The organism is Methylolobus aquaticus, assembly GCF_054172105.1.
Genome location: NZ_JBSYXP010000003.1, coordinates 197,572 through 210,931, shown reverse-complemented (window position 1 = coordinate 210,931; position 13,360 = coordinate 197,572). Strand labels below are relative to the sequence as shown.

The following is a 13,360-nucleotide window of genomic DNA, read 5'->3' as shown; positions in this document are numbered from 1 at the left end:
GAGAGAACCGGGCCGCGAAGCGCCCTCCGCCGGATCGAGCCGGACACTGCTCGGTGGCGCTTTGGGCAAGCGCCGTGCCACGCAGCCCGCTTGCGGGACGCGGGCATAAGGTTTAGTATCGAAACCACATGGCGCGGGCGCTGCGCGTGTCGCACAGGACACGCGGAGACATACTCCCCTCGCGGCTTCAGCCGACCGTCGCTCCGCGCCATCCCTGCATGCCTATAAGTCGAAGAACACGTCATCGGAGACAAGCCAATGATTAAAGTTGGAAACTACCTCACGCTCGGCGCCCTGTTGGCGAGCGCCCCAGCTCTGGCCGGCGAGGACTACCTCCGCTTGAAGGAGGCCGAAGTGGAATGGACGGGCACGGCCGCTGCCAAGACCGTATCGGTCGAGATCAAGGCAGCCGCCTCGGTGCCGATGGACGGCAAGTCCGGTGCCTTCGGCTATGCCTTGCTGTCGGACAGCGGCAACAACGTCCTCGTCATCGTAACCCACCTGCCGATCGACGACAGCTCGTATGAGACGGTGCCCAGCGGCTTTCATACCCATGTGCTGGATCTGAAGGCACCGGGTCCGGCCTGCCCCGGTGCGAACTTCGAAGTGGATCTGCCAGCATCGAAGGCCAACGCGCGATTCGATGCCGACTACCAGTGGAAGGTCAAAGGCAGCGAGATCGAAGTCGAGCACGTCCCCGCGGCTGACCTCGGCGATGCCGGCATCGAAAGCGTGGCCTCGTTCAAGTTGAAGCCCGTCGTCGGAGACGACGGCAAGCCGACCAACCTCTGCGTGTCCGTCATCGAGCAGATCTAGGGCGGGGACACGCCGGTGCATCGCCCCACCGCGGCTGTGCATCGGCGACTGTCCCGGACATCCCGGCTCGGAACGACATCAAGGAACGCGAGCACCCAAGCCACCCGCGTGCTGTCTCAGCTCGGCCTCCCACACCGCCGAGTAACATCCCCACCCGGCTCCGCTCCGGCCCAGGGCCCATCGCTGCGCCCCTGAGCGAGAACGCGCTCGACGCGCCGCCAGCATGGCCAGGCCGCGACTGTCGCCTTTCGTGCAACCATGGCACACTGTCGCGGGCCTCCGGTCCAACCCGCATTCGTCTCGCCCAACAGCAGCGTTCCGTGCATTCGTTGCTGACCGCGGAAACCGCCGGCAGCCACGGCTGGCGCCCACTGCCGCGCGCCACGAGCCAGTCCCTCAGAGCCCAGTAGTCCAATGAATCTGATCCATATCCTGTCGCTTCTGGTCGTGTTGGCGGCCGCGTTCAGTTACGTCAACCACCGCTGGCTGCGCTGGCCGAGCACGATCGGTCTGATGGTCCTGTCGATGGCTCTGTCGCTGGGTCTGTTGGCCGTGGGCACCTGGCTGCCGGACGTCGAGGACTCGGTACGGACGATGCTCCATCGGCTGCAGTTCGACAAATTCATGATGGAGTGGATCCTGAGCTTCCTGCTGTTCGCCGGAGCGCTGCACGTCAGCATCGAAGATCTGTTGCGCCAGAAATGGGAGGTCGCCGTCCTCGCGACCATCAGCGTGATCCTCTCAACCTTTCTGGTCGGCGTACTGTCGTGGTGGGTCCTCAATCATCTCGGTTTCGGGACGCCATTGATCTGGTGTCTGCTGTTCGGCGCGCTGATATCGCCGACCGACCCGATCGCCGTGCTGGGGATCCTCAAGACCGCCAAGGCACCGAAGTCGCTGGAAACGATCATCGCCGGCGAATCCCTGTTCAACGACGGCATGGGCGTGACGATGTTCTCCCTGCTGCTTGGACTCGCGACGCACCGGCGCGCGATCGACCTCGAAGGTGTTTCGCTGTTGTTTCTGGAGGAAGTCGCCGGCGGCGTTGCGTTCGGCCTTCTGCTTGGCTGGCTGGGCGTGCGTCTGGTGCGCACCGCCGACGATTTCAACGTGGAGCTCATGATTACCGTGGCGATGGCGATGGGCGGGTATACGCTGGCCTCGGCGCTCGGCACCTCCGGACCGATCGCGATCGTCGTCGCCGGACTGGTGCTGGGCAATCACGGCCACCATCTGCAGACGATGGCACCCCGCAACCGCCTTTATCTGGACCATTTCTGGGAGTTCGTCGACGAGGCGCTCAATGGAATTCTGTTCGTCCTGATCGGTCTGGAACTGCTGGTGCTCGTCAGCCGCGGCGAACACGCGCTGGCGGTGCTCGGCGTGATCCCGATGGTACTGCTGTCGCGACTGATCAGCGTGGGCTTGCCGATCGGGCTGATGCGCCGCTTTCGCCGCTTCCCGGAAAAGGTCGTCCAGACCCTGACCTGGGGCGGATTGCGCGGCGGGGTTTCGGTCGCCCTTGCGCTGTCGCTCCCGGCCGGTGCCGAACGCGAGGTCATCCTGCATCTGACCTACGGCGTCGTGGTGTTCTCGATCATCGTCCAGGGGATGACGGTCGGCCGTTTCGTCCGGACCGAGCGTGCCTGAGGCGCCGTTGCCACGCACGGCGATGGCTACGGAACAGCCTCCACCAGGACCCGCGCCGTACCGCGGCCGACGACCCCGAGGCGCTTCGCCGCACCGTAGGACAGATCGATCAACCGCCCGGGCACGAACGGCCCCCGGTCGTTGACGACCAGCGTGATCCAGGTGCGCGTATCGAGATTCGTCACGCGCACCCGTGTGGGCAGCGGGAGGGTCCGGTGGGCGGCGCTCAGCCCTTCCGGATTGAACGGCATGCCCATGGCGGTCTGATTACCCGATTCGAACCCGTACCAGGACGCGATGCCCGCGGCCCGATAGCCCCGGCTGTTCTGCAACGGAATGAAGCGGTAACCCTTGACCGTGTAGGGCCGGTTGTACGCGGCTGACAGTTTCGGCGGCGGGAGCCGCGCGCTGACGGTCACGGGCGGGGCCGCGCGACGCTTAGGGGCCGACGAACAGCCCGCCAGGATCAGCATCACCGCCAGACACAGCAATATCGTCAGCCGGGACGGGCAGAGGTGGCTGGCAGCGGACGTCCGAGATCTACGAAACATAAGCTGGTTAAAGGACGCTCGATCGCCGCGGCTCCGGACAAGACCTGCCCGCCCCCGTGCCCGACGCACTGACTGGCGGCCGCGGCAGGCCCGCACCGACACCCCGGAAGCTCACTACCAGGCGCTGCGGCGGGGTCCGGAAAGGAGATCAGCTGCGTTCACCCCCGCCCGTGTCCTCCGCTGTCTCGGGCAAAGGGCGTTGCGCCTGCTGCAGCAAGCGCAACGCACCCGGGTAATCGAAGGCTTCGATACGGCACAACACGTCGTGGGCCGATGCACCGAGCGCACCGCTGAGCACGCCTGCATTACGCTCAGCCAACTGGCTGGCGGCAAGATCGCCCGCTTCGAGCAAGGCCTGCAAACGCGCTACGACGGCGCCGCTGAGCTCCGGATTCGGCTCGGCGGCCGGTACCGACTCAAGTGTCGGCATCAGGCCCCTGAGGCGTGCGATCAGATCCTCCAGCGCTGATTTCACTGCCGCCGCCGCGTGCTGGATCACGCTCGCCGCGGCACCACTTCGAAGCAGGGTATCGAGTTCCGCGGCCAATTGCTGAACCTGCTTCGCGCCGATGCTGCCTGCAGACCCTTTCAGCGTATGCGCCCGATGCTGCAATTCGGTCCAGTTGCTTTCGGCGAGTTCCTGCCAGCGCAGGACATCCGAAGCATACTGTTCCGCGAACATTTTCAGCAGGCGCCGATACAGCCCGTCGTTACCGCGCACCATGGCCAGCCCGTGGGCCACATCGAGGCCGGGCAGCGCGAAGGATCGCTCGATCAACGCGGCCGACTCCGACGCCGCCTCCGGTCTGGCTGCGTCCGAGGTGCCTCCCGCCGCCGACGGCAACCAGGCCAGCAGTGCCGCGTAGAGCTTGTCGGGCTCCACCGGCTTGGCCACGAAACCGTTCATCCCGGCTTCCAGGCAGGCCTTACGGTCCTCCTCGAACACGTTAGCCGTCATCGCCAGGATCGGCGTCGCTGCCCGGCCGGGCAGCGCACGGATGGAACGAGCAGCGCCCAACCCGTCGAGTTCCGGCATCTGCACGTCCATCAAAATCAGCGCGTAATCGTTTTGGGCAGCCCGATCGACTGCCTCCCGCCCGTTCGCTGCCGTATCGACCGAAAATCCCACCGTGCGGAGCAGTTCCAGCGCAACTTCCTGGTTGATTGCATTGTCCTCCGCCAGCAACAGCCGGGCACCGGCACAGCGCCGTCGCAACTTCGACTCGGCATCGGGGTCGACTGCCGCCGCAGGCGCCACGACCGGCTGCGCTCGCTGGAGCCAGGCGGTAAACCAGAAGAGACTGCCCCGCCCCGGCTCGCTCTCCACGCCGGTCTGCCCGCCCATTAGCTGTGCCAGCCGACTCGTGATCGTCAGCCCGAGGCCGGTACCGCCATAGCGGCGCGTGGTCGAGGCGTCTGCCTGCTCGAAGGCATCAAACAGGGTCGGCAACTGGTCGGCAGCGATGCCGATGCCGGTGTCTTCAACTTCGAAACGCACCAGCACATCGGCATCCTTTTCCCCCAGAACTCTCGCCCGCAGTTGGATGCTGCCTCCCTCGGTGAATTTCACAGCGTTGCCCGCATAGTTCAGCAGTGCCTGCCGGAGTCGCGTTTCATCGCCCCGAATCCACGACAGTGTCCGGTCCAGGTCGATCTTGACTGTCAGCCCCTTGGCCTGCGCGTCGGCCGCGATCAGGGCGCCCACCTGATGCAGCAGGGCACCGAGCTGCAGATCGACCCGCTCCAGCACCAGGCGGCCCGCTTCGATCTTCGACAGATCCAGGATGTCGCTGATGATGGACATCAGGTGCTTGGCAGCCGCGTCGATCTTGGTCACATGGTCGCGCTGCCGGCCATCGAGCGAGCTGCGCTGCAGCAGATGCGTCAGCCCGACGATCGCGTTCATCGGCGTGCGGATTTCGTGGCTCATGTTCGCCAGAAATGCACTTTTCGCCCGATTCGCGGCCTCTGCGCGCGCGCGCGCCTCGGCCAGCTGCACCGTCCGTTCCTCGACGAGACTTTCCAGGCGCTGGCGATAACCGGCCAACTCCTCCTGCGCCAGCTTGCTCTCCGTGATGTCCTGCTTGACCGCGAGATAGTGCGTGATGCGCCCATCCGGTTGCCGGATCGGGGCAACGATCGCTGCTTCGATATACTCGGTCCCGTCCTTACGCCGATTCGAGAACTCGCCGGACCAGACGCGTCCTTCGGTCAAGGCCCGCCACAGCGCCGCATGCGTCTCCGGCGCCGTCTGTCCGGACCGCAGGACCCGGGGATTCTGGCCGATGACCTCCTCGCGCGTGTATCCGGTCACACGCAGGAACGCCTCGTTGACGTACTCGATCTCCGCCTGCAGATTGGTAATCACGATACTCTCGGGACTCTGCTCGACGGCCTGGGACAGTTTACTGAGCTGCTCTTCCGTGGCCTTACGCTCCGTGATGTCGACGGTGATCGCGGCGTAAAACTGGGGCTGTCCCGTCGTGTCCGCGCTGACCCAGGCGTTCATCATGGTCGGAAACACCGAACCATCCAGACGCCGGTGCCAAACCTCCTCGCCAACGAAGCTGCCTTCCCGATGCAATTGCTCCAGCAGGACCTGGACCCGAGGGCGCTGCTCGTCGCTGTGCAGCACCAGCAACGGACATCCCACCAGCGCGGATCGATCCCAGCCGTGCATTCGGGCAAAGGCCTCGTTGACATAAGTCAGGCGCGTTTCCATGTCGGCGATGGCGACGCCATAGGTCGCTTCTTCGGCCAGAGATCTGAACTGCCGCAGTTCCAGTTCGCTCGTCTTCCGCTCCGTGACGTCATCCACCAGACCGTGCCACACCGTTCCGCCGTCGGTTTCCGGGACCGGCATGGAGCGGCCCTCGAGCCAGATCGTGCCTTTGTGGGGATGCAGATAGCGGAACTCGCAGTGCCAACGCTTCTGGGACCGGGCCGATTCCGTGATACCTGAGATGACCCGTTCCCGGTCCTGGGCGTGGATGCGTGACAGGAATGGCGAGAAATCACGCGCCAGTTCGTCCGGAGCCAGTCCGAACACCTCTGCGGCGCTGGGGCTCGCGTACGGCATGGCGAAGGCGCCATCCGGGCTCCGTCGAAATGAGTAGATCACCCCGGGAGAGGCCTCGACCAGATTGGTGAGTTTTTCCGACACATCCTGCAACGCGGCCTGGGCCGCGCGTTGATCTTCCAGCACGCGCAGCAGTTCCAGACGAGCGCTTTCGGCTTCTTCCGCATTCCGGCGCAAGGTCGCCTCGGCCCTATTGCGCTCGGTGACATCGAAGAAAGTCGCCAGATAACCGTCACCGATGGCCGTGCCGGAAATGAGGTAGCTGCGCTCCTCGCCATTCCTGGCGGTGACCCGGTACTCTTCGGCCAGAATGTCGCCGCCGCGCTCCGTCGCCGCCGACACGGCGGCCGTCCAGGTATCGACCACCCATTGCCGGTAGGCGGGTTCCGGGTAGGCCTGCTGCCACCAGTCATCGAGCGTCGGCAGATCGGCACGGCTGTAGCCGAACGCCTGCTCGAAGCGGGCATTGCACCCGACGATGACGCCGCTGCTGTCGACGTGACACAGGGGGACCGGCGCGTGATCGAACAATTGCTTGAAGCGCGCTTCGCTGCGCTGCTGGGCCGCGGCCGCTTCCCGTCGGGCCTGTCGCTCCCGGGCATCCTTCAACTCGCGCTGCACCGCGGGCGCCAGACGTGCGAGATGGTCTTTCATCAGGTAGTCGCTGGCGCCGGCGCGCATCAACTCCACCGCGCGCTCCTCGCCGATGTTGCCCGACACCACGATGAACGGCAGGTCCAGCGGACTGGCCTGAACGATCGGCAGTGCATCGCCGGCCGTAAAACCGGGCAGCTGATAATCAGACAATACGATGTCCCAGACACCCTCGGCCAGCGCCGACCGAAGCTCGTCGGCATTCTCGACCCGTCGGTGGGACACCGCGAAGCCGCCGCGCTGCAACTGCCGCAGCACCAGCGCGGCGTCGCTGGGAGAGTCTTCGATGATCAGTACGGAGAGCGGGACTGTCGCGAACGCGTCCATGGTCGGCTCAGCGCGACGGTGGGGGTTCATTGATGACGAGCCAGTACACCCCCAATTGCTTGACGGTCTCCACGAAATCGCTGAAGTCAACCGGCTTCCGGATGTAGCTGTTGGAGCCGAGGTCATAGCCGCAGTCGATATCGTGCTCCTCGTTGGACGAGGTCAGGATGACGACCGGAATTCGTCGAGTCCGGACGTCGGCCCGAATGCGGCGCAGCACGTCCAGCCCGTCGACTCGCGGCAGTTTCAGGTCGAGCAGCACCAACACCGGCAGATCCGTCGCATCGCGGTCGCCGTGCGGCCCCGTACCGAACAGATAATCCAGCGCCTCCTGCCCGTCCTCGGCCACAACCAGGCGATTGCTGATGCCGTTTTTTGCCAGGGCTCGCCGCGTGAGCCCCACGTCGCTGGGATTATCTTCAACCAGCAGGATCACCTTCTCCTTCATGCTTCAGCCCCCAGCGTGAAATAGAGGGTTGCACCTTGATCAGGCACGGCCTCCGCCCAGAGACTCCCCCGGTGCCGTCGGACGATGCGCTGCACTGTTGCCAGACCGATGCCCGTGCCGGGGAACTCACTGGCTTTATGGAGCCGATGAAACGGATCGCCCAGTTTGTCAGCGTGCGCCATGTCGAAGCCGACACCATTGTCGCGCACGAAGTACACGCGTCGAACGGCACCGGCCTGCCGCGTTTCTTCGCACCCGAACGCGATGCGCGCCACCGGACGCGGTTGCGTGAACTTGAACGCATTTTCCAGCAAGTTGGTCAGCGCGATTTCGAGCAGCCGCGCATCGCCCTCGGCCAGCACGCCAGCTTGTATCGTGCATTCGATCTGACGTGCCGGTTGCGCCTGCAGCAGCCGGTTGGCGACCGCCCGGGCGAGTTCGCTGAGATCGAGCGATTCGTACCGGAGCTCCTGCCGAGTCACGCGGGACAGCAACAGCAGGTCATCGATCAGACCGCCCATTCGCTGCGTCTCGGCGCGCACCAGATCGATGTAGCCTTGTGCCGTGGCATCGAGTTGCTCACGGTAATCTTCCATCAACGCCAGGCTCCAGCCGTCGATCCCGCGCAGCGGCGCCCGCAGATCGTGCGCCACGGAGTAGGAAAATGCTTCCAGCTCCCGGTTGGCCAGTTCCAGTCGCTCTTCGGCGCGCCGCAGCCCGCTGATATCGCGCGCGGCCGCGAACACCCCAGCTACCCGGCCGGCCTCATCGCGATAGACACTGGCGTTATAGAGGACGGGGGTGACGGCTCCCGATGCATGGCGGATCGCCAGTGGAAAGTCGATGACCCGGCCATTGGCATAGGCCTCCTGGTAGCCAGCTCGGGCTCGCTGCGGTTCCGTGAAGTAATCGCTGAAATCGCTGCCGATCAGCCATGCCCGCGTGCGCCCGGTCGCCTGTTCGGTGGCCTCGTTGACGTCCAGGATCCGGCCATCGGCACCGATGGTGACCAACGGATCCAGGCTTGCCTCGATCAAACTGCGGGCGTACTGGTATGAGTCGCGCAGTTTTTGATTGGATGCCTCCAACTGCCGGGTGGAAGGCGCCTTCAATGCCATCGGCATGATGCGCCACAGGACGATCGCCGTCGTCAGCGACAGCAAAGCCGTCAGTACCCGGGCACCGGCGTCGGCGACGTAGCTCGCGCGCCAGACGTTGATCACGTCGAAGACATGCGTCGCGCCGCAGGCCATAACGAACAGACCGAACAGCACCAACAGCCAGCGGTGGGCGACGTCGGGGCGTCTCCGCGCGAAGTACCAAAGCGTGAACGGGATCGAAAAATAGGAGACGGCCGTGACTCCGTCGGCGATCACCAGCGTGGCCAGCAACCCGACCTGCCATTGCAGACAGTAGCCATGCGGCATCCACTGCGCCGCATCAAGGGTGGAGGTCAGCAAATCGCCCATCGCTCCGCCTACCGCCGAGTCTCAAGGCGTCGCGCCGCCATCACCGCCGCTCGCCACATTAGGTGGATTGGAGATCCGATCACGTGATGACGGAAGGGCGGTCGCCATGGCGCGACCCCCGTCCGGGACGCGCGCAGTTCCGGCGGCACGGGCGGACAACACACGCAACACGGCCTCGAACCGCGCCGTGACTGCGGTCGCTTGCGGCGCTTCGCATCGGGTCAGCACTTCAGTCGGTTCCGGTGTGGCGCTGAACGATCTCGGCAAACGCATCGAAGCCCTCGATAAAGGCGTCGGTGACATCCGGATCGAAGTGACGGCCCCGTTGCGCGGCGATCATGACGCGGGCTTGATCGAGCGGGAAGGCCTTCTTATAGACGCGTGGAGACACGAGGGCATCGAACACGTCGGCCAGCGCCATCAGCCGCGCGCACACCGGGATTCGCTCCCCCGCCAGTCCATCGGGGTAACCGGCGCCATCCCACCGCTCATGATGCGATCGCGCGATATCCTTGGCGACCGAGAGAAACTCCGGTGGCTCGTCGATGTCCCGCTCCGCGCGTTCGATCGCGGCAGCGCCCAGTTCGGCATGCGTCCGCATGACATTCCATTCCGCGGCCGTCAGCTTCCCGGGCTTGCGGAGAATATGATCCGGAATACCCACCTTCCCGATGTCATGCAGCGGCGCCGAATGGATCACGAGCCGGATCGCATGCGCATCCAGTGAATCGCGGAAGCGGGGGTGATCCTGCAGACCGTTTGCCAACAGCCGCACGTAGGCTTCGGTCCGCAGGATGTGGTTACCCGTTTCCGGGTCGCGCATCTCGGCCAGGTGCGCGAGGGCCCGGATCGTGAGGTGCTGGATCAGGTCGTTCTCGGCCATGCGCCGGGAGACTTCCGCTTCCAGGAAGGAATTCTGATCGCACAGCCAATCCCGGGCTCTCTTGGCGTCGATCTGCGCGCGAACTCGAGCCAGTACGACAGCAGGCTGAATGGGCTTCGTAATGTAGTCGGCGGCCCCAAGGCCGAGACCATGCGCGACTTGAGCCGCCTCATCCAGCCCGGTCAGGAAGATCACCGGAATGTTCCGTGTGACGGGATCCGCACGCAGCCGTTCGAAGACTTCGTAGCCGTCCACGTCCGGCATCATCACATCGAGCAGCACGAGGTCCGGAATCGGCTCGCGCCGGGCGTAGTGGAGCGCCGCCTGACCGCAATTCGCGACCTTCACACGATATCCGGCATCGCTGAGCAGCGCGCCGAGGACCTGAAGATTCTCGGGCGCGTCATCCACCAGCAGCAGTGTGCGGGACAGGTTTCCGCCATCAAGGTCGCAGCTGTTCATTCTTGGACTCGGTACGGCTGGCCTGATCATTGACTGTCCCCACAGGCCGAATGTCACGCCCTGTCGAGTCCCCTGCCGAGGAAGAGTTCCGCGGGCGCGCAGCAAATCCGGCACGCGCCGCAGCTCGTTGGCTGACCCGGTCGCAGCATCCGTCGATGAGCACCCATTCCCCCCCTACGCCGCAGGGATTATACCGAACGACAGGGGTTGCGGACGGGGTGTTTGGAAACCTTCCATGCCCACGGTCAGACGCTTCGCAAGGCGACGGGAATTGGCGTTCCAACCGAGTAACCGCCCGTCGATACAGGTCTTAATCCGCCAGCGCGATGGGTGCTGAGGGCAACCCGCGGAAAGGGCAGCCATTCGCGGAACCCGGATCTGCCCCGCCGAAGCGCCCGGCTCCACGGTTTTCGCCCTTGATGCCGACTATCACCGTCGCGGCATGTCAGCCTTCCTGGATAGGTGATTGTTCCCATGTACGGTCCCTGGCGTTGCGACTAGGCTGACCCCCGAAGCCTTCGTAGACCACGTGACGATGGATGACCTGATTCAATTTGGCGAGTGTGTTGGCCTCGGGGAACGCTCCTCCAGGTTCATCGCTACCATCCTGCAGCACATACTCAGCCCCGACCATGGCGGATTGCGCGAATTCGTCGATCGCTTCCGGCGCACCGGGGACGGGGCAACCGTCGCATCCTGCATCGCCAGGGATCCGGAGCGGCTCGCGCTGACCGAGGCCGAACTGGACCTGGTAATGCCCGTATGGGTAGTGCATCAGCTCTGCGGATTATTCTGGCTATCGAGAAACGAGGTGAGAGGTGCCCTTCGCTCTCTGATACCACGGCTTGTCCACCGGCTGACTCCAGATGGCTTGGTGCCCGACGTGATTAGGCCGGAGATTCAACGGTTCGTTAGTACCGCCTGGGGCAGCCCGCCCGACACCGCAAGCGGGAGTCCGATGGGTCCACCTGCGACGCATGGCTGCCATGCCGTTCAGTCCGCGCGGCATCCGCCTGATGGAAATGGGACGGGGCGCACGGACGCCTCCTAGCGGGGACACCATCGCCGGACCGTTGCAAAAGGCATCACCGTGCCGCGGATTAAGCTCAAACGCTTGTAATTGTCAGTCACTCGTTACTAGACTGCCGCAGTCGGAAAAGCGCCCCAACCGCTCGCACGCCGACGGGACTCAAACCACACCACGCACGGAGTAGACGCATGGCCACGAAATCTGATTTCTCGACGGCGGAATGGCAAACACTGCGCGATGCCCCGCATCTCGTCGTCATCGCCGTGGCGGCAGCCGGCGGCAGCGGCCTGTTCGGCAGCCTCAAGGAAGCGATTGCACCTGCGGGCGGTATCGTCGAAGCGCTGAAGGGGAACAATGCCCTGCTCCGCGAAGTCTGCGCGAAGGAAGAAATCAAGGCGGCAATCGACAACCTGAAGGATCAGTCGAAGGCCGAAGACCTTCAGTCGATTCAGGCCGTTTTCCGGCAGCGGGCGATCGAATCCTCGCGGGACGCGGTCGATATATTGAAAAACAAGGGGTTGAGTGAAGATGCGGCAGCCTATGCTGACTTCATCAAGAATCTCGGTGATCGGGTCGCCAACGCCGCCAAGGAAGGGTCGTTCCTGGGCTTCGGTGGTGAACGCGTCAGCGAACCGGAACGGATCCTGCTCACGGAGTTGGCCGAAGCCCTACTCGTCGCCTCCGCCTAGAGCGGCAGCGGCAACCCGCACCGGCCCGTACGCGGCCCCACCCGGGAGCGACGACCGGAGACCCTCGGCCCCGTTTCGCCGCAACCGGTGCGGCTGGCCGTCGAGGCATCCCCCGACAGCAACACATCCACCTTTCGGAGATAACGATGAGTATTTTCGACGACTTGTTGAAGTCAGCCTTGGGCGGCGGTTCCACGCCGGCACCGTCCCAAACTCAGACCCTCGTGCAGGGGGCCCTCGAGATGCTCAACAGCGCCGGAGGCGTACAGGGCATCACCGAGAAATTCAAGCAGTCCGGGCTGGGTGATCTGGTCGCGTCGTGGATCGGCACCGGCGAGAACAAGCCGATCAGTGCGGCGCAGCTGACGGAAGTGCTGGGCCCGGAGAAGGTGGCCTCGCTCGCGCAGCAGGCCGGAATTCCTGCAGAAAATGGCGCGCAGGCGCTGAGCCAGGTCTTCCCGGCCCTGCTCGACAAACTGACCCCCGAAGGCATCATGCCGGACAAGGACCAGTTGATGACGATCGGCAAGGTGATCCTGGGCGGTGTCGGCGTGGCAGCCGCTGCCAAGGCCGCAGCCTCGATGTTCGGGAAGAAGGGCGAGGAAGCCGTCGTCGCCGAGGCGGCGACCGCGGGAGCCGCGGCTGCTCCCGGCGTCGCCGCAGCGGCGATGGCCGTGACCCACACGGTGGTCTCGGGCGACACGCTGTCGAAAATCGCCAAACAGCATCTCGGCGACGCGAATGCCTGGCCGCGCATCTTCGAAGCCAACCGGGACGTGCTCGACAACCCCGACCGCATCTTTCCGGGTCAGGTATTGCGCATTCCCTGAGCGCTCACCCAGCCGGCGCGGCGCTTTTCAAGCGCCGGCGCCCGGGGGACTGAAAAACCGTTCAGATCCAAGCCGCGGCACCCTCTATTCCGGGACCGCGGCTCATCCCTCGGCAATCGAGCCGTCAGAAGTGCAGCGGGCCCGAGCCCAGTTGCTCCCACATCACGTCCGAGCCCTCGCGGGACGCATCTTCCAGCAGCTTGATCAGGGGCAGCGCGCGCTGCCGGAGCGAAACCGCCGGCTTCGCCTCCGCCTCTTCGTCGTTCTCCGGCGGCGGCTCGGTAGCCCGGTCGCCGGCCGTCTGCAGACCCTCCCGCAGCTTCGACAAGGCCTCCGGAATTTCGGCGGCGAGCACCGCGCCCGGGACGGCGCCGGTACGGCCCATCATCCGGATCAACTGCACGGCAATGTCGCCGAACAAGGTCACGCGGCCTACTTCGCTCTCGAAGGTAACCAACATCGTTCTATACCC

Annotated in this window: 11 protein-coding genes; 5 read left to right on the top strand and 6 right to left on the bottom strand. The window is 64.8% G+C overall.

The window, feature by feature from the left end; all coding sequences use genetic code 11:
• The first annotated feature begins 258 nt into the window (after nt 1-258).
• Both ACW73L_RS05315 and ACW73L_RS05310 read left to right on the top strand, forming a co-directional pair.
• Complete coding sequence (locus tag ACW73L_RS05315) at nt 259-816, top strand: hypothetical protein (RefSeq protein WP_498920487.1); 558 nt, start codon at nt 259-261, stop codon at nt 814-816.
• A gap of 414 nt (nt 817-1,230) precedes the next feature.
• Nucleotides 1,231-2,466, top strand: coding sequence for a cation:proton antiporter (locus tag ACW73L_RS05310; RefSeq protein ID WP_498920485.1), 1,236 nt, complete (start codon nt 1,231-1,233; stop codon nt 2,464-2,466).
• Between the two features lie 26 nt (nt 2,467-2,492).
• On the opposite strand, the gene ACW73L_RS05305 is transcribed toward ACW73L_RS05310, so the two are convergent.
• The 5 genes from ACW73L_RS05305 to ACW73L_RS05285 all read right to left on the bottom strand — a co-directional run bounded on the left by ACW73L_RS05305 (nt 2,493) and on the right by ACW73L_RS05285 (nt 10,339).
• A complete protein-coding gene (locus ACW73L_RS05305; protein ID WP_498920484.1) occupies nt 2,493-3,017 on the bottom strand; it encodes a septal ring lytic transglycosylase RlpA family protein in 525 nt (174 codons plus the stop codon).
• Between the two features lie 148 nt (nt 3,018-3,165).
• Nucleotides 3,166-7,077 carry a PAS domain-containing hybrid sensor histidine kinase/response regulator gene (locus tag ACW73L_RS05300; RefSeq protein WP_498920482.1) on the bottom strand — a complete coding sequence of 1,304 codons (3,912 nt, stop codon included), beginning with the start codon at nt 7,075-7,077 and terminating at the stop codon, nt 3,166-3,168.
• A 7-nt stretch (nt 7,078-7,084) separates the two neighbouring features.
• The gene (locus ACW73L_RS05295) at nt 7,085-7,525 is read right to left on the bottom strand and encodes a response regulator (RefSeq protein WP_498920481.1); all 441 of its coding nucleotides are present in this window, start codon (nt 7,523-7,525) and stop codon (nt 7,085-7,087) included.
• Nucleotides 7,522-8,994 (bottom strand): sensor histidine kinase, encoded by a 1,473-nt coding sequence (locus ACW73L_RS05290; RefSeq protein ID WP_498920480.1) that lies wholly within the window; start codon nt 8,992-8,994, stop codon nt 7,522-7,524. The genes ACW73L_RS05295 and ACW73L_RS05290 overlap by 4 nt, the downstream gene beginning before the upstream one ends.
• Before the next feature lie 229 nt (nt 8,995-9,223).
• The gene (locus ACW73L_RS05285) at nt 9,224-10,339 is read right to left on the bottom strand and encodes an HD domain-containing phosphohydrolase (RefSeq protein ID WP_498920479.1); all 1,116 of its coding nucleotides are present in this window, start codon (nt 10,337-10,339) and stop codon (nt 9,224-9,226) included.
• A gap of 535 nt (nt 10,340-10,874) precedes the next feature.
• On the opposite strand from ACW73L_RS05285, the gene ACW73L_RS05280 reads away from it, so the two are divergent.
• The 3 genes from ACW73L_RS05280 (at nt 10,875) to ACW73L_RS05270 (ending at nt 12,888) form a co-directional block, all read left to right on the top strand.
• Entirely contained in the window at nt 10,875-11,390 is a 516-nt protein-coding gene (locus tag ACW73L_RS05280) for a YidB family protein (RefSeq protein WP_498920476.1), read from the top strand.
• A 167-nt stretch (nt 11,391-11,557) separates the two neighbouring features.
• Nucleotides 11,558-12,058, top strand: a complete 501-nt coding sequence (locus tag ACW73L_RS05275; protein ID WP_498920474.1) for a hypothetical protein — start codon at nt 11,558-11,560, stop codon at nt 12,056-12,058.
• A gap of 146 nt (nt 12,059-12,204) precedes the next feature.
• Nucleotides 12,205-12,888, top strand: coding sequence for a YidB family protein (locus tag ACW73L_RS05270; protein WP_498920472.1), 684 nt, complete (start codon nt 12,205-12,207; stop codon nt 12,886-12,888).
• 124 nt (nt 12,889-13,012) lie between these two features.
• Here the strand turns inward: ACW73L_RS05270 and ACW73L_RS05265 are convergent, their stop codons facing one another.
• Nucleotides 13,013-13,348 carry a DUF1840 domain-containing protein gene (locus ACW73L_RS05265; RefSeq protein ID WP_129884228.1) on the bottom strand — a complete coding sequence of 112 codons (336 nt, stop codon included), beginning with the start codon at nt 13,346-13,348 and terminating at the stop codon, nt 13,013-13,015.
• Nucleotides 13,349-13,360: the final 12 nt, after the last annotated feature.

Coding starts and splice junctions, on each gene's coding strand:
- ACW73L_RS05315 (WP_498920487.1), top strand. CDS start 259: ATGATTAAAGTTGGAAACTACCTCACGCTCGGCGCCCTGTTGGCGAGC.
- ACW73L_RS05270 (WP_498920472.1), top strand. CDS start 12,205: ATGAGTATTTTCGACGACTTGTTGAAGTCAGCCTTGGGCGGCGGTTCC.
- ACW73L_RS05280 (WP_498920476.1), top strand. CDS start 10,875: ATGGATGACCTGATTCAATTTGGCGAGTGTGTTGGCCTCGGGGAACGC.
- ACW73L_RS05300 (WP_498920482.1), bottom strand. CDS start 7,077: ATGGACGCGTTCGCGACAGTCCCGCTCTCCGTACTGATCATCGAAGAC.
- ACW73L_RS05290 (WP_498920480.1), bottom strand. CDS start 8,994: ATGGGCGATTTGCTGACCTCCACCCTTGATGCGGCGCAGTGGATGCCG.
- ACW73L_RS05275 (WP_498920474.1), top strand. CDS start 11,558: ATGGCCACGAAATCTGATTTCTCGACGGCGGAATGGCAAACACTGCGC.
- ACW73L_RS05265 (WP_129884228.1), bottom strand. CDS start 13,348: ATGTTGGTTACCTTCGAGAGCGAAGTAGGCCGCGTGACCTTGTTCGGC.
- ACW73L_RS05310 (WP_498920485.1), top strand. CDS start 1,231: ATGAATCTGATCCATATCCTGTCGCTTCTGGTCGTGTTGGCGGCCGCG.
- ACW73L_RS05305 (WP_498920484.1), bottom strand. CDS start 3,017: ATGTTTCGTAGATCTCGGACGTCCGCTGCCAGCCACCTCTGCCCGTCC.
- ACW73L_RS05285 (WP_498920479.1), bottom strand. CDS start 10,339: ATGAACAGCTGCGACCTTGATGGCGGAAACCTGTCCCGCACACTGCTG.
- ACW73L_RS05295 (WP_498920481.1), bottom strand. CDS start 7,525: ATGAAGGAGAAGGTGATCCTGCTGGTTGAAGATAATCCCAGCGACGTG.